Origin of the sequence: Mesorhizobium sp. M0701, assembly GCF_040320365.1 — a bacterium.
GTDB lineage: Bacteria > Pseudomonadota > Alphaproteobacteria > Rhizobiales > Rhizobiaceae > Mesorhizobium.
The window spans coordinates 46,573-73,134 of sequence record NZ_JAMYPO010000035.1 but is presented as its reverse complement, the minus strand read 5'-3'; the positions used below and the strand labels follow the sequence as shown (position 1 = coordinate 73,134).

Genomic DNA, 26,562 nt, shown 5'->3' with positions numbered 1-26,562 from the left:
CGCCGCTGAGGGAGGGCGGCTACCCTCTCTCAGCGTTCCTTTCTGACCCATTCGGCAGCGAAAGTCATAAGACAAGCAATTCCAGGAAAAAGTGTGAAACGGTTTCCGTCCGGAATTGCGCAAACAAAGAGGTAGAGCGGTTCGGCGTTTCCGTGAAACGATGAAACGCTCTAGGCTGCCGCGGTGTTCTCCCGTAGCAGCCGCTCGGCCGCCGCGCGCGCCTCGTCGGTGATGGTGGCACCGGCGAGCATGCGTGCGATCTCTTCCTGCCGCGCCGCCCGGTCCATCTCGGCGATGCCGGTCGAGACCCGGTCGGCCCCGCCTGATTTGGAGATCAGGAAATGCGTCGCCGCGCGCGCCGCCACTTGTGGTGCATGCGTGACCGAAAGCACCTGCACGCGTTTTGCCAGCCGCGCCAGCCGCTGGCCGATGGCGTCGGCAACCGCACCGCCGACGCCGGTGTCGATTTCGTCGAAGACCAAGGTCGGCGCTGAGCCCCGGTCAGCGAGTGCTACCTTCAACGCCAGCAGGAAGCGCGAAAGCTCGCCGCCGGAAGCGACTTTCATCATTGGGCCGGGCCTGGTGCCGGGATTGGTGCGCACCCAGAACTCGACCTGGTCGATGCCTTCTTCCATGCGGCTCTCGGCATTGCTTGCGATCTCGACGATGAATTCGGCCCGTTCGAGCTTCAGCGCCGGCAGTTCGGCCATTACCGCCTTGGTCAGCCCGACGGCCGCCGCATGGCGAAGCGACGACAGCTGGGCCGCCGTAGTGTCATAGGCCTGGCGCGCCGTTGCAGCCTGTTTCTCCAGCGCATGCAGGCGCTCTTCGCCGGCGTCGAGATCGGCAAGGTCGGCCGCCATGGTGTCACGCAATTGCGCCAGGTCGTCGACGGCGACGCTGTGCTTGCGCGAGGCGGCACGCAGCGAAAACAGCCGCTCCTCGGCTTTCTCCAGCAGCTGCGGATCATATTCGGTGGCGCGCAGTGCGGCTTCGACGCCCGACTGCGCCGCGTCGAGCGACAGCATCGCCTCGTCGAGCGATTTGACGACATCCTCGAGCAAGCCGGGCGCTTCGGTCACCTTGCGCTGCAGCCGCCTGAGCAGGCTGGCCAGTTGCGGCAAGGGCGAGGACGGACCCGAGAGCACATCCTGGGCATCGTGGACTTCCGAGGCGATCTTTTCCGCCCGCATCATCGCGGCGCGCAGTTCGGCGAGCTCGGTCTCTTCGCCCGGTTGCGGATCGAGCCTGGTCAATTCGGCGACCGCCGCACGCAGATAATCGGCCTCGCGGGAAGCCGCCTCGACTTTGGCCCGGTGCCGTGAAAATTCCTGCTCGCAGGCGCGCCAGTGCCGCCACGCCTCGCCTGTTGCCCGAGCAGCGCCGAGATGGCCGCCGAAACTGTCGAGCAACTCGCGATGGGCGCCGGGATCGACCAAAGCGCGCTCGTCGTGCTGGCCGTGGATCTCGACCAGCGCATGGCCGATGTCGCGCATCAGCGTCACGCTGGACGGCTGGTCGTTGACGAACACGCGCGTGCGGCCGTCAGCCGTCTGGACGCGGCGCAGGATGATGTCGCCGTCGTCCTCGATGGCATTCTCGGCAAGCAACATGCGAGCCGCGTGGTTGCGCGGCACGTCGAACACGGCGATGATCTGGCCTTGTGCCGCGCCATGCCGCACCAGCGAAGCATCGCCGCGGGCGCCAAGCGCCAGCGACAAGGCGTCGAGCAGGATGGACTTTCCGGCGCCGGTTTCGCCGGTCAGCACCGAAAGGCCGGACGAGAAGTCGATGTCCAGCTTCTCGATCAGAACGATATCGCGGATCGACAGCCTGGAGAGCATGGTAACGCGCCGCTCAGGCGCCGGTGATCAGCTTCCCGGCCTTGGAGATCCACGATCCGGCATTCTCGCGCGGCTCGAGCCCACCACTCTGCAGGAGCTTGTAGGAGTCCTTGTACCACTGGCTGTCGGGATAGTTGGTGCCGAGCACGGCCGCAGCGGTCTGCGCTTCCGACGTCAGCCCCATCGCATAGTAGCTCTCGGTCAGACGCGCCAGCGCCTCCTCGACATGGCGTGTGTTGGAATAGTTCTCCACCACGTTGCGGAACCGTTTGACGGCTGCGATGTATTCGCGGCGCTCGAGATAATAGCGGCCGATCTGCATCTCTTTGCCGGCGAGCTGATCGTTGGCGAAGCGGATCTTCTCCTTGGCGTCGTCGGCATATTCGGACGTGGGCCAGCGCGTCACGAGGTCCTGCATCGTCTGCACGGTAAGACGCGCTTCCTTCTGGTCCTGGGTGACGTCCTTGATCTGACGGTAGTAGCTCAGCCCGATAATGTACTGGGCATAGGCTGCATCGTCGGTCGACGGGTAGAGGGTCAGGTAGCGCTTGGCCGAACCGATCGCCTCGTCGTAATTGCCCTGTCGGTAGTCGGCAAAGGCACCCATCACCATCGATTTGCGGGCGAATTCGGAATAGGGATGCTGGCGGTCGACGGCATCGAACTTGCGGCTTGCCTCCTGCAGTCGCCCGGCATTCAGATTGGCGAGACCCTGATTGTAGAGCACGTCGGCCGGCTCGGTCTGATCGACATAGGTCGATAGATCGACGTCCTTCTCGGACGACATGCAGGCCGACAGAAACAGCGATGGAACGACCACCGAAAGCGCCAGGAAAACAGCCCGCCGCAGCGCCTTCGATTGACCAACTCGCTTGAAAAACATGTTTGGATTCCGCCCTTTCGGCGTCATTTCAGTCGACGGCAGCAGCCATAAACCATAATTGCCTTGCCCGGCAACGCTATCCCCGGCCAATCGCACATTTTTGTGGCGGTTTGGCGCCACCTGGAAAGCTGTGTAATTTGGCCGGCCGGTGATGCATCCATGCAACACAGCTTGACCGCAATGTGGCCGCAAGACCTTAGGAATCAGATCATCCAGGGCGCATAGAGGGGTGCGTTGACGGCGCTCATCTCGGCGGTACGCCCGCGCTCGCGGCGCGTCGTCTCAACGATCTCGAAAGCCGAACGGTCCGACAAGAGACGGCGCAGCGCAGCTGCGTTCAGCCTGTGGCCGCCACGATAGGAGCGGAAGCAGCCGATGAACCGGGCACCGGCGAGCGCCAGGTCGCCCATCGCATCCATCGTCTTGTGGCGCGCGAACTCGTTGGGATAGCGCAGGCCTCCCATGTTGATCACGCGGTTGTCGTCGCCGATCACCAGGGAGTTTTCCAAAGACGAGCCGAGCGCATAGCCGGCCGCCCACAGCCGCTCGACGTCCTTCATGAAACCGAAAGTGCGGGCCCGCGCGACGTCGCGGCGGAAAATGTCGGCGTTCATGTCGGATGCAAAAAGCTGGCGCCCGATCGCCGGGCTTTCGAAATCGATCTCGATCTCGAAGCGCGTGCCGTCATAGGGCCTGAACTCCGCCCAGCAGGCGCCGTTCTCGATGCGAACCGGCTTGACCACCCTGATGTAGCGACGCTTGACCGGCAGCGTTTCGATGCCTGCCTGGTCAATGGCCTCGACGAACATCACTGCGCTGCCGTCGAGGATAGGCACCTCATGGCCGTCGATTTCGATGACGAGATTGTCGATTCCAAGCCCGAAAAGCGTCGCCATCAGATGCTCGACCGTGGCAATGTGCTCGCCTTGCGGATCGCCAAGCATGGTGCAGAGATCGGTGGCGCCGACCTCGGAGACGAGCGCGCGAAATTCGTGGCTTCCGCTCGCATTCGAAAGCTGGAAGACGACACCCGTATCGGCATCCGCCGGCAGGAAATGGACGGTGACCGAATTGCCACTGTGAACGCCGATGCCAGTCAGCGTCGCGCGCGATTTAAGTGTCGTCTGATAGTCGTGCAAAACAATCCCCATAGCCCTTGCTGCCTAGGTCCGCTTCATCTGCCCTGAGGGCGCGGCTCTTGATTGATCGGCAGGCAGGGCCACTTCCCCGAGACTCCCAGCAAACCGACTTTGGTCGGTGGCGAAGATAATGATCCCGCAGGGAGACTCCAAATCACGGTTTCTTACTCTTTGTAACTGCGGTCCAGCGCGGGATTGCCCCATAAGTCCTTGTTTTACAATCACTTTTAAAGTTTACAGGCGAACAGTTTCCTGCTCGCCTGTTAATAACTGTTACGAACCGTTAACAGATCAATTGGCCTGTCGGCGCAGGAAGGCGGGAATCTCCAACTGATCGTCTTCCTGGACAGCCCGGCTCTGCGGCGTCAGGCGGCCCTGCTCGTCCAGTTGGCCGCGGCGCGGCGCGTAAAGCTGCGGATCCTGGCTGGCTAGGCGGCGCACTTCGGCCGGCGCCTGGCGCAGTTTCGGTTCGCGCGGCTGCGCCGGCTGCAGCCGTGCAGGCTCCTCTTCGCGGCGGGTCAGACCGTTGGTCAGGCGCTTGAGCAACCCCATCGGGCCGCTGTTCTCGTGGTCGGCCGGGCGGATCTTGGCTTCCACTTCGGCCTTCACCTGCGGCGGGAAATCCTCGACCCGCGGCATGCGCTGGGGCGCTGCGGCAACCGGCTGCGGCATTTCACGATGCGGAGCCGGCTGCATCGCTTGCTGAACCACTGGCTGCATCATCGGCTGCGGCTGAGCCGGTGGCGCCTGGAAGATCTTGCTCTGCGGGCGGAAGTCTTCCGCATGGGCGACCGGTGCCGGGCGGGCCTGCGCCATCGCTGCCACATTCGCCTCGGCGAGCTGAATGGCCTCGGCGACCGGATCGGCAGCACGTGGTTCATAGATCGGCTGCTGGACAGGCGCCGGGCGCATTTCCGTGACCTGAGCCGCCGGGCGGCTGACCGGCTTCGGCGGAGCCGTGCGGATGGCGATCGGCGCGGCAGCGATTTCGGCCGCCGATTTGTCGATGCCGGTGGCGACCACCGACACGCGGATAACGCCTTCGAGTTCCTCGTCGAAGGTGGCGCCCAGAATGATGTTGGCGTCCTGGTCGACCTCTTCGCGAATGCGGGTTGCGGCCTCATCGACTTCGAACAGGGTCAGGTCGCGGCCGCCGGTGATCGAGATCAGCAGACCCTTGGCGCCCTTCATCGAGGTCTCGTCGAGCAGCGGGTTGGCGATGGCCGCTTCCGCCGCGGCCATTGCACGGCCCTCGCCCGAAGCCTCGCCAGTCCCCATCATCGCCTTGCCCATTTCGCGCATGACCGAGCGGACGTCGGCGAAGTCGAGATTGATCAGGCCTTCCTTGACCATCAGGTCGGTGATGCAGGCAACGCCCGAATAGAGCACCTGGTCGGCCATGGCGAAGGCATCGGCGAAGGTGGTCTTGTCATTGGCCAGCCGGAACAGGTTCTGGTTGGGAATGACGATCAGGGTATCGACGCATTTCTGCAGTTCCTCGATACCCATGTCGGCCGTCTTCATGCGGCGCTGGCCTTCGAAGTGGAACGGCTTGGTGACGACGCCGACGGTGAGGATACCCTTTTCGCGGGCAGCGCGCGCGACGACGGGGGCCGCCCCGGTGCCGGTACCGCCGCCCATGCCGGCGGTGACGAAGCACATATGCGTGTTGGAGAGATGATCGATGATCTCGTCGATGCACTCTTCCGCCGCCGCGCGCCCGACTTCAGGCTGCGATCCGGCGCCAAGACCCTCGGTGACATGCGCACCGAGCTGGATCAGCCGCTCGGCCTTCGACATCGTCAGTGCCTGCGCGTCGGTGTTGGCCACCACGAACTCAACGCCGCGCAAGCCGGCGGTGATCATGTTGTTGACGGCATTGCCGCCGCCGCCGCCGACACCGAATACGGTGATGCGCGGCTTGAGCTCGGTGATGTCCGGCTTCTGCAGATTGATGGTCATTGTCTTCGTCCTTTGCCTTTCCCGCCGCTTCGCCGCCGCGGCCGCCTATGGGGCTGTCCCCGTCAAATTAAAAACTGTCTCTCAACCACTGACTCATTCGATGCAGTTTTCCGCCTGTTCCGGTCATCCGAAGACCGGAAATTCCCTTCGCCGGGCGGCTCTCGAAGCTCGCCATCTGCGGGTAGATCAGAAGCCCGACGGGCGTCGAAAAAGCCGGCCCCTTGGCCGCCTCGGGCAGGCCTGCCACGCCAAGCGGGCGTCCGATGCGCACATTGCGGCCGAGAATGCGGCGTGCTGCTTCTGGCAGGCCGGCAAGCTGGCTGGCGCCGCCGGTCAGCACCACACGCTTGCCGACGGCATTGCCGTAGCCGGACTTGTTCAGCCGGTCGCGCAACAATTCCAGCGTCTCGTCGATGCGAGCGCGGATGATGCGCGTCATCACCGAGCGCGGGATCTGCAACGGCACCTCGCCGTCCTCGCCGATCGGATGGATGGAAACCAGGTCGCGGTCGTCGGCACTGCCAGGCAGCGCCGAGCCATGCATCACTTTCAGCCTTTCGGCGGCATCGAGCGAGGTCGACAGGCCCTTGGCCATATCCAGCGTGACGTGGTTGCCGCCGATCGCGATGGCATCGCCATGGACGAACTTGCCTTCCGAAAACACCGAGATCGTCGTCGTGCCGCCGCCCATGTCGATGCAGGCCGCGCCCATTTCGAGCTCGTCGTCGACCAGCGCAGCAAGCCCACTGGCATAGGGCGTCGCCACCATGCGTTCGACCGACAGATGCGAGCGGTTGATGCAGAGCTCCAGATTGCGCAAGGGCGCTGCGTCGCCTGTCAGCACGTGCATGTCGACGCCAAGCTGGTCGCCAACCATGCCGCGCGGATCGCGCACACCGCGCTCGGCATCCAGCGAAAAGGCTACGGGAAGCGAATGGATCACCTCGCGCTCGGCCCGCAACGCCTGCTTGGCGCCGGCGGCAAGCACCCGCTTGATGTCGGCCTCGTCGGCCTCATGGCCGCCGAGATTGATGGTGGCCGAAAAAGCCTCGCTCTTCAGCCGGCCGGCAGTCATGTTGACGATCAGCGAATCGACCGTCAGTCCCGCCATGCGTTCGGCGGCGTCGACGGCAAGACGGATGGCGTGCTCGGCACGGTCGAGATCGATGACGACGCCCGATTTCACGCCTTGCGATTTCTGGTGGCCGATGCCGATCACCTGGACGCGATGCGAGCGGCCGCGCAGCAGCTTGCCATCGTCGCGCGGCTTGAGTTTGGCCACCACGCAGCAGACCTTGCTGGAGCCGACATCCAGCACCGTCAGGATGCCGGACCGGCGCGACGAGGCATCGCTATTGCCGCCAAGCCAGCTCATATCTTCGTCTCCGGCTTGCGCTTCAGCATCTTGGGCTTTTCGTCGAGCGCGGCTTGGCGCTGTGTCGCCGCTTCCGGCGTCAACTGGACGACCAGACGATCGGAAAGGCGCATGTCGACGGCGGCGATGTCGCGCGTCAAAAGCCCGTTCTCGTGATCCATCCTGACCAGGTCGGCAATCGCCTGATCCTCACCGTCTTCGGGGAGCTTGATCGTGATGCCGTTTTCAAGCTTGAGATCCCAGCGCCGTTCGCCGATGCGGATATAGCCCTTGATCCGCGCGGCGAGCTCCGGATAATTCTTGATCTTGGCCAGGAAATCCGGCGCTTTGGCCGGTGCGCCGGTGCCGATGATCAGCGGCAGCAATATCTGCTTGCCGCCGGAGAACGGCGCAATGACGGTGCCGGATTTCTCGATGACCGAAAGCGCGCTGCCTTGCTGCCACAGCGCGAACGGCTCGCGCTCCTCGACGCGCACTTCCAGCGTATGCGGGTAGACCTTGCGCACTGCCGCGGCTTCGACCCAGGGTAGCGTGGTGATGCGTTCGCGCGCGGCTTCGGCATCGAAGCCGATCAGCGAGGTCCAGCCGTCGAGTTCCAGCCTGTCGAGAATATCTATCTCGGACGTTTCGCGGTTGCCGACGACCTTGACCTGGTCGACGGCAAAGCCGGTGCGGGCGGTGACACTCTGGACGATGGCGTCGGAATATCCGCCGAGATAGGCGCCATAGGCACTGCTCGAAACAAGCAGTGCCGCCGACAGCATGGCAGCGCAATAGGGTGGCGCTTCGAAGTCGCCTTCGCCGAGGCGCGCCAGCACGCGCACCGGCCGGCGGAGCAGGCGCGGCAGCACGAAATGGTCGAACGACAACGGCATGCCGAACAGCGCCGGCCCGGCCGTGCCCTTCCCCTTGCCCTGTCCCCACTTCAACGCAGACACGAAGCGTCCTCCACCATCCAACTCAACAAATCGCCGAACGAGTGTCCCGCTTGCGCGGCGATTTCCGGCACCAAAGACGTCGGCGTCATACCCGGCTGGGTGTTGACCTCGAGCCAGACAATTTCGCCGTTTTCGGAGTGACGATCGTCATAACGGAAGTCCGACCGGGAAACGCCCCGACAGCCGATGGCTTGATGAGCCTTGAGCGCCAGTGTCTGTATTTTTTGGTAAATATTCGGTGAAAGTTTTGCCGGGCATTCGTGTTTTGATCCGCCCGCGACGTATTTTGAATCATAGTCGTAGAAGGAATGGCCGGTCGGGATGATCTCGCAGACACCGAGCGCCACATCGCCCATCACCGCGCAGGTCAATTCCCGCCCGTGCACATAACGCTCGACCATGACCGTATCGCCATATTTCCACTCGGACGAGCCGATGATCTGCGGCGGATGCGACTGGCCTTCATGCACGATGACGACACCGAAGCTCGATCCTTCGTTGACCGGCTTGACGACATAGGGCGGCTTCATCGGGTGCTTGTTCTGGATGGCGAAGCGATTGGCCACCTTCGACTCCGCCACCGGAACGCCGGCCGCCTTCGCGACCTTCTTGGCCTGTTCCTTGTTCATCGCAAGCGCCGAGGCAAGCACGCCGGAATGGGTGTACGGAATGGCGAGGTACTCGAGGATGCCCTGGATGGTGCCGTCCTCGCCGAAGGGGCCGTGCAGCGCATTGAAGACGACGTCAGGCTTGAGCTCGGCGAGCACCGAGCCGATGTCGCGCGAGACGTCGACGCGGGTGACCTGGTAGCCCTCTCCCTCGAGCGCATCGGCGCAGGCTTTACCCGACGACAGGGACACGGGCCGCTCGGACGAGAATCCCCCCAGAAGGACGGCCACATGCTTGCTTGTCATTCCCCGTCATTTCCTCTCACAGCAGGCCTGCACCATCGCGCATGCCCCGAAAAGCATCGCGCGCACTCAAATGCGCCCGAGCAACTTCGCTCCCGTGTTTCCGCAACATTGAGTCCGAGTCTCCCGGCAGGTTGCCCCCCAGACGGAAACGCGAGTAACGCGTCGAAACGACTCAAATCAGGAAACGCTTCAGGGCAGAGAATCAGAGAGTTGATTCGCTGGCAAGTGCTTACGATTCCGATGGATTCACTTTCCGCAAAAACGGCAGCAAAATGTGAATTCATGAGTCCGAAAGGCAACGGCGGTCAGCTTGCCTAAAGCAACTGCCCGAGAAATTCCTGGACGGCATGGCCCGGCCGAAAATTACCGATGCGCTTGATCTCCCACTGCAGCCGGATGCCTGATCTTTCGAGCACGCGCGCACGCACCGTCTCACCGAGATATTCAAGCTCGTAGCCCGTGGCGGTTCCGGTGTTGATCATGAAGTTGCAATGCATCGGCGACATCTGCGCCCCACCAACCATCAGGCCGCGGCAGCCGGCCTTGTCGATCTCCTTCCAGGCCGAGGTGCCCTCAGGATTCTTGAAGGTAGAGCCACCGGTCTTTTCGCGGATCGGCTGCACGGTCTCGCGATGGTTCTGGACAGCATCCATCGCGGCCTTGATCGCCGCCTTGTCCTCAGGAATGCCTTCGAGCAGCGCCGACGTGAAGATCAGCCCGGACGGCGCCGCTGAATGGCGATAGGCATAGCCCATGTCGGCATTGCTCAGCGTATGAACATTGCCCTTGCGGTCGAGTGCCCGCACCTCGACCACGCGCTCGCGCGTCTCGACGCCATTGGCGCCGGCGTTCATCCTCAGCGCTCCGCCAATGGCGCCGGGAATGCCGTGGTAGAAATGAAAGCCACCGATGCCGGCCTCGTAGGCAACGGCCGCAAGGCGCTTGTCGGGTGTCGCGGCGCCCGCCTTGATCGTGGTCGGCGCAATCACTTCGGTCTCGCCAAAGCCTTTGGCCGAAAGCCGGATGACAAAGCCCGCAATGCCGCCGTCACGGACAAGCAGGTTCGAGCCGACGCCGACGATGGTCAGCGGAATTTCCTCCGGCACCGCCTTCAGGAACGTGGCAAGATCGTCCTCGTCGGCCGGCTGGAACAATGCGTCCGCGAGCCCGCCGGCTCGAAACCAGGTGATCTTGTCCATCTCGGCATTGGGCGTGATGCGGCCGCGCAGTCCGGCAAGCCGGACGCCAAGCTTCTCGATCAACGCCTGGCCGCGCATCATGAGATGGTCCCGCCGAGTTCCTTGGGCAGCGCATAGGCCCATTGGGTGATGTTGCCGGCGCCGAGGAAGACGACGAAATCGCCCGGCTTCGCCACCTCGCGCACGATCGGCGCAATCGCCGCCGGACCTTCGATGTAGCGTGCGTCGCGATGGCCGCCGGAGCGGATGCGCGACACCAGTGCGTCGGACGTGACGCCGTCGATCGGTTCCTCGCCGGCTGCATAGACGGGCGCCACCATTACCGTATCGGCGTCGTTGAAGCAGACGGAAAACTCGTCGAACAGATCGCGCAGCCGGGTGAAGCGATGCGGTTGGGTAACGGCGATGATGCGACCCTTGGTAGCGCTGCGCGCAGCCTTCAGTACCGCCGTGATCTCGACCGGATGATGACCGTAATCGTCGAACACATCGACACCGTTCCACGAACCGGTATGGGTGAAGCGCCGCTTGACGCCCGCGAAAGACGACAGGCCCTTCTTGATTGCCTCAGCCGAAAGGCCGAGCTCATGCGCGACGGCAATCGCCGCCGTCGCATTGGAGACATTGTGGCGCCCGGGCATGGGCAGCCGCAGGCCTGATATCGTTATCTGGCCGTGCGTCTTGCGGTCGCGGATCACCACGTCGAATTCCGAGGTCGGGCCGTCCATGCGGTGATTGGTGAAGCGCACGTCGGCCTGCGCATTTTCGCCATAGGTGATGACGCGCCGGTCCTCGATGCGGGCGACCAGCGCCTGCACCTCGGGGTGGTCGGTGCACATCACACCAAAGCCGTAGAACGGCACATTCTCGACGAACTGACGAAACGCTTCGCGCACTTTGTCGAAGGAGCCGTAATGGTCGAGGTGCTCGGGGTCGATATTGGTGACGACGGCAATCTCGGCCGGCAGCTTGAGGAAGGTGCCGTCGCTCTCGTCGGCCTCGACCACCATCCATTCGCCGTCTCCCATGCGGGCATTGGTGCCATAGGCATTGATGATGCCGCCATTGATTACCGTCGGGTCGAGCCCGCCGGCTTCGAGTAGCGTCGCCACCATCGAAGTCGTCGTCGTCTTGCCATGCGTGCCGCCGATCGCGACCGCCTGCCGGAAGCGCATCAGCTCGGCCAGCATTTCGGCGCGCCGCACGATCGGCAGCAACTTCTCTCTCGCCGCCTTCAGCTCCGGGTTGGATTTCTTGATTGCGGTGGAGACGACGACCACTTCGGCCTCGCCGAGGTTTTCGGCCTGATGGCCGACGAAGCATTCGATGCCCTTGTCGCGCAGCCGCTGCACATTGGCGCTGTCGGCCTGATCGGATCCCTGCACCTTGTAGCCGAGATTGTGCAGCACCTCGGCGATGCCGCTCATGCCGATGCCGCCAATGCCGATGAAATGCACGAGGCCGATCGTCTGTGGCATCTTCATGCGTGCGTCTCCTTCCTGAATTCCGAAACGGATTTCCTGGACGCAATAGCCTCTGTCAGATCGGCGAGCAACCGCGCGGCATCCGGTTTTCCGGACGATTTCGCCGCCGCGGCCATTGTCGCCGCCTTGCCTGGATCATCCATCAGCCCGCCGACAAGCACGGCGATCCGCTCCGCCGAAAGCGTGGATTGCGGATGCACCTCGGCGCCGCCCGCTGCCGCAAGGGCCGCCGCATTCGCCGCCTGGTCGTGGTCGAGCGCGTGCGGATAAGGCACCAGCAGCGCCGGCCGGCCGATCACCGCGATTTCCGATACGGTCGATGCGCCGGAGCGCGACATCACCAGATGCGCCGCCGCCAGCCGCGCCGCCATGTCGGTGAAGAAGGGCGACACCTCGGCCTCGATGTCAAGCGTGGCATAGGCCGCTTTCACCCGCGGCACATCGTCGGCGCGCGCCTGCTGGGTGATCGCCAGCCGCCTGCGCTGTGCATCGGAAAGCCGGGCGATCGCCGCCGGCACCGCATCGGAAAAGAACTGCGCGCCTTGGCTGCCGCCAAACACCAGAAATCGGAACGGCTCTTCACCGGCCGATGCGGCATAAGGCGTCTTCGCCGCTTCCAGCACTTGCGGCCTGACCGGATTGCCGGTGGTCACCGTCTTGACGCCTGTAGCACTTGTGTCTTCCGGTAGGAAACCACCGGCAATAGCGTCGACGCGGCCGGCGAGCGCCCGGTTGGCACGGCCCATCACCGCGTTCTGCTCGTGGATCAGCGTCGGCACCTTGCGCCGGGTCGCGGCATAGAGCGGCGGCAGCGTCGGATAGCCGCCGAAGCCGACTACGATGGCGGGCTTGACGCTGGCGATGACGGCCGATGCCTGCCGCACCCCGCGCCAGATTTTCCAAAATGCGGCGAGCACGGCAAAAGGATTTTTCGACCCCATCGTCGCCGACTGGATCGGATGGATGGCGGCCGCCGGGAACTGCCCGGCAAAGCGCTCGGCGCGTTCGTCCGTCGCCAGGTGCACCGCCCAGCCGCGCCCGGTCAGTTCGTGCGCCAGTGCCTCGGCCGGGAACAGATGTCCGCCCGTTCCGCCCGCCGCCAGAAGGATGACCCCCTTGGCCATCTCACTCCGCCGGCATCGCACGCGGCGACGGCATGAAGCCCAGCTGCTTGCGCTTTTCCGGGCGCTTGCGCGTCAGCGCCAGCACCATGCCCATCGAGATGGCGATCGCGATCTGCGAGGAACCGCCGTAGGAAATGAACGGCAGCGTCATGCCCTTGGCGGGCATCAGCTGCAGATTGACGGCCATGTTGATGACCGACTGCAGGCCGAAGACCGTGACCAAGCCGCCAACCGCATAGCGTGTGAAATCGTCCTGCTCCTTGAGTGCCGTGTTGAGGCCGCGCAGCACGATGAACCCGAAGATGGACATGATGAAGAAGCACATGATCAGCCCGAATTCCTCGCCGGCGACCGAGAAGACGAAGTCGGCATGGCTGTCGGGGATGACCCGTTTGACGGTGCCCTCGCCCGGCCCGACGCCGAACCAGCCGCCATTGATCAGCGCCTCGCGGCCCATGTCGACCTGGAACGTGTCGCCCTCGCCGGTCATGAAGCGGTCGATACGGCCGGCAACGTGCGGGAACACTGCATAGGCGGCGAACACGCCGCCGACGCCTGCAGCACCCAGCGCGACGATCCACAGCCACGGCAATCCGGCCATGAAGAACATCACCCCCCAGGTGCCGAGCACCAGCATGGTCTGCCCAAGGTCAGGCTGCGCCACCAGCAGCGAGATGACCAGTGCAAGCAGCAACATGGCGAACAAATTGCCCGGAATGTCGGGCTGGCGCTTGTGCTCGGCGAACAGCCAGGCGCAGATGATGACGAAGGCCGGTTTCAGGAACTCGGACGGCTGGATCGACAGGCCGGCTAGCGACACCCAGCGCCGCGCGCCCTTCACCTCGACGCCGATATAGAGCACCGCCACCATCAGAAACAGCATGATGCACAACATGACCAGCGCCATGCGCCGGATCTGCCTGGATTCAAGGAACGAGACGGCCAGCATTACCCCAAGCGCCGGAATGGTGAAGATAATCTGGCGTGTCGCGAAGTGGAAACTGTCGAGCCCGATGCGCTCGGCCACCGCCGGGCTTGCGGCGAAGGACAAAACGATGCCGAGCCCCATCAGCGACAGGAACGCCGCCAGGAACCAGCGATCGATCGTCCACCACCAGGTCGCCACAGGGCTTTTGTCGAGACGGCTTTGCATTATCGTGTCCCTCCGATGGGCTTCACGCCATCAATGGCGGTTGCGGCTTGCCTGAACGCCTCGCCGCGGACTTCGAAATTCTTGAACTGGTCGAAACTGGCGCAGGCCGGCGACAGCAGCACCACTGCCTCGCCGCTACTATCCCTGGCCGCATCGCGGGCGGCGTGTTCGACTGCCGCCGCCAACGTGCCTGATATCTCGTAGCGCACCGCTTCGCCCAGCGTCGCCGAAAAGGCCGGTGCGGCTTCGCCGATCAGATAGGCCTTGGCGATGCGCGGGAAGAAGCCGCGTAACGGCTCGATGCCGCCCTCTTTCGGCAGGCCGCCGGCAATCCAGTAGATACGCGCAAAGCTCGACAGCGCCGGTGCAGCGGCATCGGCATTGGTCGCCTTGGAATCGTTGACGAACAGCACATGCCCTTTGCGGCCGACTTGCTCCATGCGGTGCGCCAGCCCAGGGAAACTCTCCAGTCCGGATTGGATCTCGCCGAGCTCGAGCCCGACCTTGAGGCAGGCGGCGGCGGCGGCCAGCGCGTTCTGCGCATTGTGCTGGCCGCGCAACGAGCCGATGTCTTCGAGGAAGGCGACACGGCTGTAGCGGCCGTGCACGGCTTCCATTAAGTTGGTGCCGTCAGCGAAATAACCGTCGGTCAGCGGCAGGCGCTTGGAGACGCGGATGACCTGCCGGCCGGCCCGCTCCAGCCGATCGGCGATCTGGGCGCACCAGGAATCGTCGACACCGATGATTGCCGTCTCGCTGCCGGCCACCAGCCGCTCCTTGATCGAGGCGTAGTGTTGCATCGTGCCATGGCGGTCGAGATGGTCCGGCGTCAGGTTGAGCAGCACACCGGCCGTCGGATTGATCGAAGGGGCAAGATCGATCTGGTAGGAAGAGCACTCAACCACATAGTGCCGTTCAGGCTGCGGCGGATCGAGCGTCATCACCGCGCGGCCGATATTGCCGCCCATCTGCGTGTCGCGCCCAGCCGATTTTAGGATGTGCGCCGTCAGTGCCGTGGTCGTCGACTTGCCGTTGGTGCCGGTAATGGCAATGAAAGGTGCTGCCGGTGCCAGCAGCATCCGCTCGCGGCAGAAAAGCTCGATGTCGCCGATGATCTCCACGCCTGAGCCCCGCGCCAGCTCGACGGTCCAGTGCGGCTTGGGATGCGTCAGCGGCACGCCGGGCGACAGCACGAAGGCGGAAAACCTCGCCCAGTCCGCACCGCGCAGGTCCGCTGTCGTGATGCCGACCGCGCCGGCCTTGGCGACGCTATCGGGATTGTCGTCCCAGGCCAGCACATCCGCGCCGCCCTCGATCAGCGCGCGCGCCGTGGCAATCCCCGAGCCACCGAGCCCGAAGAGCGAAACGCGCTTGCCTGAAAAGGATGCGGCGGGGATCAAGCGGCCTCCTATCTGAGCTTCAGGGTCGACAGGCCGACCAGCGCCAGGATGACGGCGATGATCCAGAAGCGGATCACCACCTGGCTTTCGGTCCAGCCGAGCTTTTCGAAATGATGGTGGATCGGCGCCATCAGGAAGACGCGCTTGCCGGTCATCTTGAAGTAGCCGACCTGGATGATGACCGAGAATATCTCGACGACGAACAGGCCGCCGACGATGACCAGCACGATCTCGTGCTTGGTCGCCACCGCGACCGTGCCGATCAGCCCACCCAGCGCCAGCGAGCCGGTGTCGCCCATGAAGATCGCCGCCGGCGGCGCATTGAACCAGAGGAAACCGAGACCGGCGCCGATCACCGCTCCAAGGACCACCGCAAGTTCACCGGTGCCGGGCACGAAATGGATCTGCAGATATTCGGCGAACACCGCGTTGCCGGAGAGATAGGCGATGACGCCGAAGGATGCGGCTGCGATCATGATCGGCACGATCGCCAGCCCGTCGAGACCGTCGGTCAGGTTCACCGCATTGCCGGCGCCGACGATGACGAAGCACGAGAACGGGATGAAGAACCAGCCGAGATTGACGAGAAACTCCTTGGCGAAAGGGAATGTCAACGATGACGAGAACGGCGCCTGGCCGTTATGCATGATCACCCAGGCGGCGATGCCGGCGATGACGAATTCGAGCCCCAGCCGCGCCTTGCCGGAAAAGCCGAGATGCGATTGCTTGGTTACTTTGAGATAATCGTCGTAAAAGCCGATCGAGCCGAATCCCAGCGTCACCAGCAGGACCACCCAGACGTAGATGCTCGACAGGTTCGCCCACAGCAGCGACGAACCGACGATGCCGGACAGGATCATCAGTCCGCCCATTGTCGGCGTTCCCGCCTTCTTGAAATGCGTCTGCGGCCCGTCGGCACGGATCGGCTGGCCCTTGCCTTGCCGCAGCCGCAGCGAATTGATGATGGTCGGTCCGAAGATGAACACGATCAGCGCCGCTGTGATCAGCGCTCCGCCGGTGCGGAATGTTATGTAGCGGAAGACGTTGAAGACCGAGATCTTGTCCGCAAATTCGACGAGCAGTGTTAGCATGCGCTTGCGTCCCCCGGACCGATCCTAGGTCTGTCTGCTGGTTGTGGCTTCCGCCGGAAACTTGCCGAGCAACGCCTCGACCAGCTTTGAAAAGCCTATGCCCTTCGACGATTTGATCATGACCACGTCGCCGGGCTTTAATTCCGATAGAAGAACCGGTTTCAGATCTTCCGCACCGGCGCGGTACTCCGTCCTGATCTCGCCGGGCAAAACGTCGGCCAGCGCCCGCATCTCCGGGCCGCCGAGAAAGACCGTGCGCGTGTCGGTGCCGACGATCAGACCGGCAAGCGCGGCATGCAATTTCGCCGAATGGCTGCCGAGCTCGAGCATATCGCCGAGCACGGCAATGCGCCTGCCCTCGCCCGACACCGGCGTCGTGTTGAGCAGTGCCATTGCAGCCCTCATCGACGCGGGATTGGCGTTGTAGCTCTCGTCGATCAGCGTGATCGGCCCGTTGGGGTGACGCAACACATAGCGCTTGCCGCGTCCGCGTTCGGGCGAAAGATCGGCCAGCGCCTGCGCAACCCTGTTAACGTCGGCGCCGACCAGATGCGCGGCACCAAGAACCGCGAGCACGTTCTGCACCATATGGCGGCCCGGCGCGCCGATCCTGGCGACAATCTCGTGCCCGCCAATCTTGGCGGTGATGACCGAGTGATCGGCATTGAGCTCGCATTTGATCAGTTTGAAGGTCGCCCGGGCATTCTCGCCGAACCCGTAGACATGCTCGACGCCGGCCTCTTTGGCCATCTTCTCCAGCAGCTTCCAGCGCGCATCGTCGCGGTTGAGAAGGGCGGCGCCACCGGGCTCCAGTCCCTCGAAAACCTCTGCCTTGGCCTTGGCGATCTCGTCCAGGTTGCGGAAGAAGCCGAGGTGAGCGGCCGCGATCAACGTGACGATGGCGACATGCGGCCGGACCATCTTGACCAGCGGCCGGATCTCGTCGGGATGGTTCATGCCGATCTCGAAGACGGCATAGTCGCAATCCTGCGGCATGCGCGCCAGCGTCAGCGGCACGCCCCAGTGATTGTTGAACGACTGGGCCGATGCATGCACCGTACCGACCGCGGAGAGAGCGTGGCGTAGCGCTTCCTTGGTGGTGGTCTTGCCCGCCGATCCGGTCACGGCAATGACCCTGGCCTTTGAGCGTGCGCGCGCCGCAACGCCGAGCTTTTCCAGAGCGACAAGCACGTCCTCCACCACGATCATCGGTGCAGTCAGCCGCCCCAGCGACGGCAGCTTGCCCTCGGCGACGACCAGCACGCCGGCGCCCGCCTTGATGGCAGCCGTGACGAAATCATGGCCGTCCATGGCCTCGCCCTTGATGGCGAAGAAAGCGTCTCCCGGCTGCAGGCTGCGGCTGTCGATGGAAATGCCGGCGATGCCTTCAGGCATCGGACCGAGCGGCCGGCCATCCATGGCGGCAACCAGCGCCTCGGAGGTCCACAGATAGCTCACGCCGCTTGCTCCCGCAGCGCCGAGCGAACTTCCTCATGATCGGAAAAATGCAGCGTCTCGGTGCCGATGGTCTGGCCTTCCTCATGGCCCTTGCCGGCCACGATCAGCGTGTCGCCAGCGTGAAGCATCCCGACCGCCTCGTGGATGGCCTTGCGCCGGTCGCCGATCTCGATGGCGCCGGGTGCGGCCTCCAGGATCGCGGCGCGGATCGTCTCGGGTACTTCCGAGCGGGGATTGTCGTCGGTGACGATGACCACGTCGGCCAGTCTTGTGGCGATCTCGCCCATGATCGGCCGCTTGCCTCGGTCCCGGTCGCCGCCGCAACCGAATACGACGATGACGCGGCCGGTGGTAAAGGGGCGCACCGAAGCCAGCACGTTTTCCAGCGCATCCGGCTTGTGCGCGTAGTCGACATAGACCGGCGCGCCGTTGGCGGCCGTCCCGACAAGGTCGAGCCGTCCCGGCGCGCCCTTCAATTTCTCCAGCGCCATCAACGCCTTGGCAACAGATGTTCCAGTCGAAATGGCGAGGCCGGCCGACACCAGCGCATTTGCAATCTGGAAGTCGCCGGCCAGCGGCAAGTCGACTTCATGGAGAACGCCGTCCGCTTCGACCTCGGCGCGCTGGCGGTGGCGCTCGTGCTCGACCCGCTTCAGCCGCAGGAAATCGCCGTGGCGGCCGACCGTCAGCACATTCAGTCCCCCTGCCCGCGCCGCCTTGATCGTCGGCTCCGACCACGGGTCGTCGGCAAAGATGACCGCCGGCGCGCCCTTCGGCAGCAGCGCGTCGAACAGACGCAATTTGGCGCGATGATAGTCCTCGACCGTCGGATGATAGTCCATATGGTCGCGGCCGAGATTGGTGAAGCCGCCGGCCGCAAGCTTGACGCCGTCGAGCCGGCGCTGGTCGAGGCCATGGCTGGACGCTTCCATCGAGGCGTGGGTGACGCCGGCCTCCGCCAGCTCCTTGAGCAGCCTGTGCAGTGCCACCGGATCCGGCGTGGTCAGCGAGCCATATTCGTTGCGGCCCGGCGCCACCACGCCGGTCGTGCCGATCGAGGCGGCGGCGAAACCCGCCTGCTCCCATATCTGCCGGGTGAATGCGGCGACCGAGGTCTTGCCGCTGGTTCCGGTCACCGCGACCATGGTTTGCGGTTGCATGCCGAAAAAACGTGCAGCACTCAGCGCCAGTGCAAGGCGCGGATCGTCTACGACAAGAACCGGGATTGGCAGCCCGGCGACGGCACTGCCCTTGCCGACCACGATCGCTGCAGCGCCTCGGCTCGCGGCATCGGCTGCGTAGGCTGCGCCATCCGCCTTGGAGCCGCTGAGCGCGAAAAAGACGACGCCCCGTGTTACCTGGCGGGAATCCGACGAAATCCCTGTAACCTCCATATCGAAGGAAGCTGTCCCTTCGACAGGCAGGATACCGGCTAGATTTTTCAGCTTCATCGAACCCCGTTCATCGCAACAAAATAGCGCGCAGTTGCCGGCGCGCCCCAAGAATCACTGATAGGAAACCAGCGTTGCACCATTTTCATGGCTGAAATCTGGCTTCACGCCAAGCATGGAAGCCGCACGTCGGATGATGTTTGCAGCCATGATGCCCGCGTTCGAGGCGGCCGTAGCACCCATGCCGGGCTTTTCCGGCCTCGGTTCGTCGGCGATCGTAAGCACTATGTATTGCGGATCGTCCATCGGGAAAGCCGCAACGAAGGCGTTGAAATTCTTTTCCTTCGAGTAACGGCCGTTGACAACCTTCTCCGCCGTTCCCGTCTTGCCGCCCACCCGGTATCCTGGCACCCGTGCATTGCGGCCGGATCCCTTTTCGGCATTGAGTGCATAGAGATAGCGCATGCCCTCGACCGTCTTGTCGCTGACCACTTTCTTGGCCACCGCCATCGCCTGCTCCTGCGTGCGCGGCAGGAAGGTCGGGTCCATCAGATAGCCGCCATTCATCAGCGCGGCGCAGCCGACCGCTGTCTGCAGCGGCGTCGTCGACACACCGTGGCCGAAGGCGATGGTGATCGAATTGACCTGCTTCCAGACCTTGGGCTCGGTCGGCCGAGCGACTTCCGGCAGTTCGGTCTGCATCTTCTCGAGGATTCCCAGGCGATGCAGGAATTCGCGGTGTCCGTCGATGCCAACCGCTTCGGCTTCCTTGGCAGAGCCGATATTGGAGGAGTAGATGAACACTTCCGGCACCGACAGTACCCGGCCCTTGCCATGGAAATCATGGATGGTTTGATGGCCGATCCTGATCGGGCGCGACGCGTCGAAACGGCTTTGCAGCGTTATCTTGCCGGAATCGAGCGCCATGGCAGTGGTGAAGCTCTTGAAGGTCGACCCCATTTCATAGAGGCCGGCCGACATACGGTTGAGCCGGTCCTTGTCCTGCGCGTTATAGGGGTTGTTCGGATCGAAATCCGGAACCGACGCCATCGCCAGCACCTCGCCGGTCTTGACGTTGAGCACGACGGCGCCCGCCGCGATGGCGTGGTACTTTTCCATGCCGGTGGCGACCTCGTCGCGCACGATATGCTGGACGCGCAGGTCGATCGAGAGCTGCACCGGCTTCAAATCCTTGGCCACCGCGAGGCCCGACGCCTGAAGATCGCTCAAGCCCTGTTCGTCGATGTATTTCTCCATGCCGGAGATGCCCTGATTGTCGATGTTGGTGAGGCCGACAATGTAGGACGAGGTTTCGCCGGCCGGATAGAACCGGCGCTTTTCGGTGCGAAAGCCGAATCCGGGGATGCCGAGTTGCATGATGTCGGCCTGCTGCTTCGGCGTCAGTTGCCGCTGCAGCCAGACGAACCCGGCGCCGCTCTTCAGCTTGTTATATGTCTGCTCGTAGTCGATCTCGGGAAGCACCGTCGACAGCTTTTCGATCGCCTCGTCGGCATCGACGATGCGGCGCGGTTCGGCAAACAGCGACGCGGTCTTGATGTCGGTCGCCAGCACTTCGCCGTTACGGTCGACGATGTCGGGTCGCGATGCCGTCACCCGGCTCTGCGGGCCGCCCGACAGGTCGGGATTCTGGAAACCCAGATAGACCAGCCGCCCGGCAATGGTCGAATAGATGCCGAAGAACACCGCCATGGTCATGACGATGCGGGTCCTGCCCTTGCCACCGGTCGCCTTGCGGGCACCTTCGACCACGATCGATCCGCCTGCACCGGCCTGTGAACCGCTCTTCAGCAGCCTGCCAATCTTTGGAAATCTGGCAGCCATTGGAAATCCGGTGATCATTGGACGATGCCTCCGGTCACCACGGGATCTTTGCCGCCGATATCGGCCATGCCGCCCAGCCGCTGCGATGAAAGGTCCTCGATGTTGACGGGTTTCGCCGGCAGATCGTCCAGCCCGACGATCTGCCGCGCATTGACCGGCTCGAGTCCGAGTTGCGATTTGTAGATTTCGGTGAGCTCCTGCAGGCGCGACGGCTGGGTAAGCAGGCTCCAGTCCGCCTTGAGCAGGTCGATCGTGTCCTCCTCATAACGGATCTGCGCCTGGATCTTGTGCACTGCCGCCAGTTGCTCCTCGGCCTCGCGCTTGGTCTTGTAGGTCAGGGCAGCCGCCGAAACCATGACGGCGATCAGGACTATGTCGCTGGTACGAAACACGTGCTCACCTCTCTCCCGGTCGATCGGCGCCGGGAAGCTTTGGGCCAGGCAGTTTTGGCAGGCCGAAAATCGAAAAATCGCCGGCGCGCGCCGGCGCCTCTGTACGGATCGCAGCGCGCAGCCTTGCCGAGCGCGCCCGCGGATTTGCCGTTATCTCGGCATCGCCAGGCGTCACGCCGCCGCCCTTCTTGGTGAAGGTGGCGGTGCGCGCCTGGGCCTCGGGGAGATGCCGCGATCCGGTCGCTGTATCGGCTCTGTCGGCGATGAAGCGCTTGACGATGCGGTCCTCGAGGGAATGGAAGGTCACCACGGCAAGCCGCCCGCCCGGTTTCAGCACGCGCTCGGCGGCAAACAGTGCCTTGGCCAGTTCGCCGAGTTCGTCATTGACGAAGATGCGCAGCGCCTGGAAAACGCGGGTGGCCGGATGGATCTTGTCTTTTGGCGCGCGACCGATATGCGTCTCGATGGCATCGGCAAGATCGAGCGTGCGCTCGAAGGGGCGTTTTTCGCGACGGCTCTCGATCATGCGGGCGATGCGCCCGGCATGGCGTTCCTCACCGAGAAAACCGAAGATGCGGGCAAGATCGCCCACCTTGAAGGTGTTGACGACGTCGGCGGCGCTCAGGCCCGCCTGCGCCATGCGCATGTCGAGCGGCCCATCGGCCCGGAACGAAAAGCCGCGCTCCGGCTGGTCGATCTGCATGGAGGAGATGCCGATGTCGAGCACGACGCCATCGGCACTTTCAACCTGCTCGTCGAGCGTCGAGAACGGTGCCTGGACAAGCCTGAGCTTGCCGCCGGACTGCTGTTCAAGGGCCCGCCCCGCCGCGATCGCATCCGGATCGCGGTCGATGGCGACGACCGAGGCTCCGCTTGCCAGAATGGCCTTGGTGTAGCCGCCGGCACCGAACGTGCCGTCGACGATCACCTCGCCTTTTGTCGGGGCCAGCGCCTCCAGAACTTCGGCAAGGAGGACCGGAATGTGACGGGCTGGTCCGCCAGCGGCATGAACTTCATCGCCGTCGCCCGCCATCATTCCGGCCGCTCCCCGGGCTTCGTCCCCTGCCGAAGCTGCAAAAGCCGGGCGCGTGCTTCCGTCCCGTAGGCGCTGAGCCGTCCCGGCTCCCAGATCTGAAAGAAATTGCCCCGGCCAACGAAGGCCACTTCCGCTGAAATGCCGGTATGCTCGCGAATGAAATCGCTCATCGTGATACGGCCGTCCTGGTCGAGCTTCAGAAACGTTCCATCGCCATGGCAGAAGAACGACATGTCGTCCGCCGTCTGCAGGAACGGGTCTTCCTGGGCGATACGCTGCTCGTAGCGATCGAGCAGGTCGAGCCCACCGACATCCATCGCCGGGCGATCCAGGCAGCGTAGCGCATAAAGTTCCGAATAGCCGCGTTTCTGCACAACGGCACGGAAATGCGCCGGCACGGACACTCGTCCCTTCGCATCGATCCTGTTCACCGCGTTCGACAGAAACCGGTCCATTACGCGTTACGGCCGCTTGCGCCGCCGCACCCCTCTGCATCTTCCTGTCCGCGCCGCCCCAGCCCGGTCGACGTCCAAAACCCGCTTCGTTGTGACGGGCGAACGCAGGCAAACGCGCAGCCGCCGCGGCTGCCCGATTGGCGTACGCTTCACCCTGACACGGAACGAAGGCTTGAGTATCGGAATGGGATATCATGGGGTGTTATGGGCGTCAACGGGAACAGTCTTCAAAACGCGCCTGCCACGACTGGGGAGAGCAGCTTTGACGGCACTCCGGTCTTTATCCTCCATTAAGCCTAACGAAGCGTTTAGGGCCGTCTGGTCCAACCGGAGGCGGCTTGCTGCGGATCGCTGCCGCGCATAGCCTCGGCATCTCCTTTTCCGGTCAGTAACGAGGTTTGAAATCATGTCCGAAACAGCCAAGTCACGCGCCGCGGCACTTCCCCATCTGCGCCGCGGCGGGCTGGCCAAGGGCGACCCGATCCCCTTGCCCCTGACGATGGCCGCCATCTTTCATGCGCCCGGCGACGCCACCGGCTTCGATCAATATGGCCGCTTCAGCAATCCGACCTGGGATGCGGTCGAGCACATGCTGGCGCATCTGGAAGACGCCTCATGCGTCGCCTTTCCCTCGGGGATGGCTGCCATCTCGGCGGTATTTTTCGGCCTGCTCAAAGCCGGCGACCGTATCCTGCTGCCGTCCGACGGCTATCACACGACGAGAGCGCTGGCAGAGCGCTTCCTGAAGTCCTTTGGCGTCGCTTATGATGTCCGGCCAACATCAAGCTTCCTCGACGGCGGCTTCGATAGGTATCGGCTTGCGTTCGTCGAAACGCCCGCCAACCCAGGACTGGATATATGCGACATCGCAGCCGTCGCCGAAGCCGTGCATAGAGCGGGTGCGGTGCTTGTGGTCGACAACACGACGATGACGCCTTTCGGCCAGCGCCCGCTCGATCTCGGCGCAGATATCGTCATTGCCGCCGATACCAAGGCACCAAACGGCCATTCCGATGTGCTGTTCGGCCATGTCGCCAGCCGCGACGCGGACATTATCTCGAGGGTGACCGACTGGCGCGAGACGTCGGGCGCTATCCCCGGGCCGTTCGAGGCATGGCTGGTGCATCGCGGCCTCGAAACGCTGGACGTGCGCTTCGACCGCATGTGCGCTTCCGCCGAAATGATAGCGCGACGGCTGAAAAACCATCGCGCGATCAGCGGCTTGCGCTTTCCGGGACTGGAGAGCGATCCATCGCACAATCTTGCCCGCGCCCAGATGGAGCGCTTCGGCTTTCTCATCTCGTTCGTGCTCGCCTCGGAGGACAAGGCCGAGGATTTCATCAACAATTGCGCCTTGATGCAGGCCGCGACATCGTTCGGCGGCGTGCACACTTCGGCCGAACGGCGATCAAAAAGGGGAGATGCCGTTCCGCCCGGCTTCGTTCGCCTGTCGATCGGCTGCGAGCCGGTGGAAGAGCTTTGGCAGGCGATCGAGGCGTCGCTGGACGCAATCGGTGGCTGAATCGGCAATCACGAACTTAGATCGTCGGCCGCGATCTTGCGCCGGCCGTGCAGCACGCGAACGATTTCGATCGCCTCTTCACTGACGCGGTACAGGGTGAGGTATTCGCCGACGATCAGGTGACGGATGCCGGGCGCGATGTCTTCGCGCGGTGCACCTGAGAAGGGATAAGTGGCCACTTGCTGCCAGCGGGCTTCGATCCGATCGAGCAATCGATCGGCTGCAGCCTCGTTGTCTTGCGCAACATGAAGCCAGATCGCGATTAAATCCTCTTCCGCATTTGCGGTTCGGATGATGGGCAGCAAATTCATGCCGCGCTGTCGGGTTTCAATCGTCTCCGCGCTTCGGCCTTTATTTCGTCGATCGACGCAAACCGTCCCGGTCCGCTGTCGATCCCCTCCTGCACCAGCTTGCGCAATTCCTCGACCGTGTAGCCGAGCAGGTCGCGCCGGTCCTTCCATTGCCTCAGCGCGTCGCGGATCACCTCGCTTGCCGAGGCATATTCGCCGGCGGCGACCACGTCGTCGACCGCCGCCGCCAATTCCGGCGACAGCGTGATGCTGCGTTTATCGACCTGTCCCATGACGCGCTCCTGAATACCGTCATCCAAATGGTACGATTTAATCGCACCATTTTCAAGGAATGCCGCGCTTAATTGCGGGTCGAAAAGTGAATCAACGGCTGCGCCCGAAGACGCACCTGCTGATATCAGGAGATTTCCTTTTATCGGGGAAAACTGCCAGCTGGCCTGTAAGCCGGGTTCTGTATGGCCCTCGCCCCTTACGGGGCGAGAACGTGGCGGCCATTCATCTTGGGCGCATGTTGCCATGCGCCTCACGCAACCTACCCGGACGGTGAGCCGGAAACAGCCCTCGAGGGTTTCCCCTCGCACCGCCCCTATTCGGTCTTGCTCCCGGTGGGGTTTACCGTGCCGCTCCTGTTGCCAGTCGCGCGGTGGGCTCTTACCCCACCCTTTCACCCTTGCCACGATTGGATCGTGGCGGTTTGCTTTCTGTGGCACTTTCCCTGGGGTCGCCCCCGCCGGTCATTAACCGGCACCGTGTCTCCATGGAGCCCGGACTTTCCTCACCCGCAGCCTTTCGGCTTCGCGGGTGCGGCCGCCCGGCCAGCTGGCAAGGCGTATAAAGGGGTTCAGGCCCGAAAACGCAAACGAAAAAGCAAGTTGTCGCTTGTCAGGCGGGCGCTCCAAGTGCTGCCAGCTGCACCTTGACCTTGCCGCAATAGGCTGCGGACACCGGGTTCATCCGTGTGGCGGCGTGGCCGGCATTGTATTTCAGGATCGTGCCGCAGGTCGTGCCGCCGCCGAGATCCCGCGCCATGGCAAGGTACTTCATGCCGTATTTGATGTTGGTATCGGGATCGTAGAGACCCTGAACCGAACCGCTATAGCCCATCATCCTTGCCGTCGCCGGCTTGATCTGCATCAGGCCGATCTCGCCGGCGCTGCCGACCTGGTTCGGCTGGTAGTTGCTTTCGATCTTGATGACGGCGTTGGCGAGCGATACCGGGACGCCATAGCTGGCGGCATAACGCGCAATGATCGCCGAATACTGTCCGCTGCCGCCGACAACCGCCGCCTGGGGCGCTGGCCTGCTCGTCGGAGCGACTGACGCCGTTGCCATGCGGTCGATGCTTTTGCGGTTACGCTTCACATGCAGTTTGGCGATTGTCTTTCTCGCAGCGGTTGGCCTTTTCGCGGAGACTGGCTTTTTCGTCCTTACCGCGGCCGCTTTTTCCACTTTTGCGGTGGCGGTCTTCTCTACTTTTGCACCACCCTTCGGCACGGCGGTTTTGCCGGCTGCGGCACTGAAGCCCTGATCGGCCCGCTGGCTCAGCGGTGCGCTGTTCGCCGCACTGAAGGCAAAAGTCATTACACCGGCAGCAATGGCTGCCGTTAAAACGGTCAATTTCTGCATGTGATCCTGTTCTGTTTGATCTG

23 protein-coding genes and 1 other RNA gene are annotated in these 26,562 nt (G+C 63.5%); 1 reads left to right on the top strand and 23 read right to left on the bottom strand.

Annotated elements, in window-relative coordinates; all coding sequences use genetic code 11:
- Positions 1 to 170: 170 nt before the first annotated feature.
- From recN to mraZ, 19 genes are all read right to left on the bottom strand, one after another.
- Complete coding sequence (gene recN, locus NKI24_RS26450) at positions 171 to 1,844, bottom strand: DNA repair protein RecN (protein ID WP_352749640.1); 1,674 nt, start codon at positions 1,842 to 1,844, stop codon at positions 171 to 173.
- A gap of 13 nt (positions 1,845 to 1,857) precedes the next feature.
- A complete protein-coding gene (locus tag NKI24_RS26445) occupies positions 1,858 to 2,727 on the bottom strand; it encodes an outer membrane protein assembly factor BamD (protein ID WP_023676756.1) in 870 nt (289 codons plus the stop codon).
- Positions 2,728 to 2,930: 203 nt separating this feature from the next.
- The gene (gene lpxC / locus NKI24_RS26440) at positions 2,931 to 3,878 is read right to left on the bottom strand and encodes a UDP-3-O-acyl-N-acetylglucosamine deacetylase (RefSeq protein ID WP_352692044.1); all 948 of its coding nucleotides are present in this window, start codon (positions 3,876 to 3,878) and stop codon (positions 2,931 to 2,933) included.
- Positions 3,879 to 4,157: 279 nt separating this feature from the next.
- Entirely contained in the window at positions 4,158 to 5,828 is a 1,671-nt protein-coding gene (gene ftsZ, locus NKI24_RS26435) for a cell division protein FtsZ (RefSeq protein ID WP_352749636.1), read from the bottom strand.
- Between the two features lie 67 nt (positions 5,829 to 5,895).
- The gene (gene ftsA / locus NKI24_RS26430; protein WP_023676759.1) at positions 5,896 to 7,203 is read right to left on the bottom strand and encodes a cell division protein FtsA; all 1,308 of its coding nucleotides are present in this window, start codon (positions 7,201 to 7,203) and stop codon (positions 5,896 to 5,898) included.
- Positions 7,200 to 8,141 (bottom strand): cell division protein FtsQ/DivIB, encoded by a 942-nt coding sequence (locus NKI24_RS26425; RefSeq protein ID WP_352742469.1) that lies wholly within the window; start codon positions 8,139 to 8,141, stop codon positions 7,200 to 7,202. Before NKI24_RS26425 ends, ftsA begins: the two co-directional genes overlap by 4 nt.
- Positions 8,129 to 9,055 carry a D-alanine--D-alanine ligase gene (locus tag NKI24_RS26420; RefSeq protein ID WP_352742471.1) on the bottom strand — a complete coding sequence of 309 codons (927 nt, stop codon included), beginning with the start codon at positions 9,053 to 9,055 and terminating at the stop codon, positions 8,129 to 8,131. Before NKI24_RS26420 ends, NKI24_RS26425 begins: the two co-directional genes overlap by 13 nt.
- Before the next feature lie 314 nt (positions 9,056 to 9,369).
- Entirely contained in the window at positions 9,370 to 10,335 is a 966-nt protein-coding gene (gene murB / locus NKI24_RS26415) for a UDP-N-acetylmuramate dehydrogenase (RefSeq protein ID WP_352749632.1), read from the bottom strand.
- Positions 10,332 to 11,738 (bottom strand): UDP-N-acetylmuramate--L-alanine ligase, encoded by a 1,407-nt coding sequence (murC, locus tag NKI24_RS26410; protein ID WP_352456166.1) that lies wholly within the window; start codon positions 11,736 to 11,738, stop codon positions 10,332 to 10,334. The genes murB and murC overlap by 4 nt, the downstream gene beginning before the upstream one ends.
- Positions 11,735 to 12,862, bottom strand: coding sequence for an undecaprenyldiphospho-muramoylpentapeptide beta-N-acetylglucosaminyltransferase (murG, locus tag NKI24_RS26405; RefSeq protein ID WP_352742473.1), 1,128 nt, complete (start codon positions 12,860 to 12,862; stop codon positions 11,735 to 11,737). Before murG ends, murC begins: the two co-directional genes overlap by 4 nt.
- Before the next feature lies 1 nt (position 12,863).
- Positions 12,864 to 14,015: a putative lipid II flippase FtsW gene (ftsW, locus tag NKI24_RS26400; protein WP_023676765.1), complete on the bottom strand. Its 1,152-nt coding sequence runs from the start codon at positions 14,013 to 14,015 to the stop codon at positions 12,864 to 12,866.
- A complete protein-coding gene (gene murD, locus NKI24_RS26395; protein WP_352589460.1) occupies positions 14,015 to 15,415 on the bottom strand; it encodes a UDP-N-acetylmuramoyl-L-alanine--D-glutamate ligase in 1,401 nt (466 codons plus the stop codon). Before murD ends, ftsW begins: the two co-directional genes overlap by 1 nt.
- An 8-nt stretch (positions 15,416 to 15,423) precedes the next feature.
- Complete coding sequence (gene mraY / locus NKI24_RS26390; protein WP_023676767.1) at positions 15,424 to 16,506, bottom strand: phospho-N-acetylmuramoyl-pentapeptide-transferase; 1,083 nt, start codon at positions 16,504 to 16,506, stop codon at positions 15,424 to 15,426.
- A 24-nt stretch (positions 16,507 to 16,530) separates the two neighbouring features.
- A complete protein-coding gene (locus NKI24_RS26385) occupies positions 16,531 to 17,964 on the bottom strand; it encodes a UDP-N-acetylmuramoylalanyl-D-glutamyl-2,6-diaminopimelate--D-alanyl-D-alanine ligase (protein ID WP_352589457.1) in 1,434 nt (477 codons plus the stop codon).
- Complete coding sequence (locus tag NKI24_RS26380) at positions 17,961 to 19,415, bottom strand: UDP-N-acetylmuramoyl-L-alanyl-D-glutamate--2,6-diaminopimelate ligase (RefSeq protein WP_352453153.1); 1,455 nt, start codon at positions 19,413 to 19,415, stop codon at positions 17,961 to 17,963. Before NKI24_RS26380 ends, NKI24_RS26385 begins: the two co-directional genes overlap by 4 nt.
- Before the next feature lie 54 nt (positions 19,416 to 19,469).
- Positions 19,470 to 21,197: a peptidoglycan D,D-transpeptidase FtsI family protein gene (locus NKI24_RS26375; RefSeq protein WP_352453152.1), complete on the bottom strand. Its 1,728-nt coding sequence runs from the start codon at positions 21,195 to 21,197 to the stop codon at positions 19,470 to 19,472.
- Positions 21,198 to 21,211: 14 nt separating this feature from the next.
- Positions 21,212 to 21,589 carry a cell division protein FtsL gene (ftsL, locus tag NKI24_RS26370; protein ID WP_352749624.1) on the bottom strand — a complete coding sequence of 126 codons (378 nt, stop codon included), beginning with the start codon at positions 21,587 to 21,589 and terminating at the stop codon, positions 21,212 to 21,214.
- A gap of 4 nt (positions 21,590 to 21,593) precedes the next feature.
- A complete protein-coding gene (gene rsmH, locus NKI24_RS26365) occupies positions 21,594 to 22,625 on the bottom strand; it encodes a 16S rRNA (cytosine(1402)-N(4))-methyltransferase RsmH (RefSeq protein ID WP_352453150.1) in 1,032 nt (343 codons plus the stop codon).
- Positions 22,622 to 23,080, bottom strand: a complete 459-nt coding sequence (gene mraZ / locus NKI24_RS26360; RefSeq protein ID WP_254818997.1) for a division/cell wall cluster transcriptional repressor MraZ — start codon at positions 23,078 to 23,080, stop codon at positions 22,622 to 22,624. Before mraZ ends, rsmH begins: the two co-directional genes overlap by 4 nt.
- A 406-nt stretch (positions 23,081 to 23,486) precedes the next feature.
- Between mraZ and NKI24_RS26355 the strand changes: the two genes are divergently transcribed.
- Entirely contained in the window at positions 23,487 to 24,602 is a 1,116-nt protein-coding gene (locus tag NKI24_RS26355; RefSeq protein ID WP_352453149.1) for a cystathionine gamma-lyase, read from the top strand.
- Between the two features lie 8 nt (positions 24,603 to 24,610).
- Here the strand turns inward: NKI24_RS26355 and NKI24_RS26350 are convergent, their stop codons facing one another.
- The 4 genes from NKI24_RS26350 to NKI24_RS26335 all read right to left on the bottom strand — a co-directional run bounded on the left by NKI24_RS26350 (position 24,611) and on the right by NKI24_RS26335 (position 26,539).
- Positions 24,611 to 24,913 carry a type II toxin-antitoxin system RelE/ParE family toxin gene (locus tag NKI24_RS26350; RefSeq protein ID WP_352453148.1) on the bottom strand — a complete coding sequence of 101 codons (303 nt, stop codon included), beginning with the start codon at positions 24,911 to 24,913 and terminating at the stop codon, positions 24,611 to 24,613.
- Entirely contained in the window at positions 24,910 to 25,185 is a 276-nt protein-coding gene (locus tag NKI24_RS26345; RefSeq protein ID WP_352453147.1) for a type II toxin-antitoxin system ParD family antitoxin, read from the bottom strand. Before NKI24_RS26345 ends, NKI24_RS26350 begins: the two co-directional genes overlap by 4 nt.
- Positions 25,186 to 25,337: 152 nt before the next feature.
- An RNA gene (gene rnpB / locus NKI24_RS26340) (RNase P RNA component class A) lies at positions 25,338 to 25,736 on the bottom strand.
- Positions 25,737 to 25,795: 59 nt separating this feature from the next.
- On the bottom strand, positions 25,796 to 26,539 hold the full coding sequence (locus NKI24_RS26335; RefSeq protein ID WP_352453146.1) for a lytic transglycosylase domain-containing protein: 744 nt from the start codon (positions 26,537 to 26,539) through the stop codon (positions 25,796 to 25,798).
- Positions 26,540 to 26,562 lie beyond the last annotated feature (23 nt).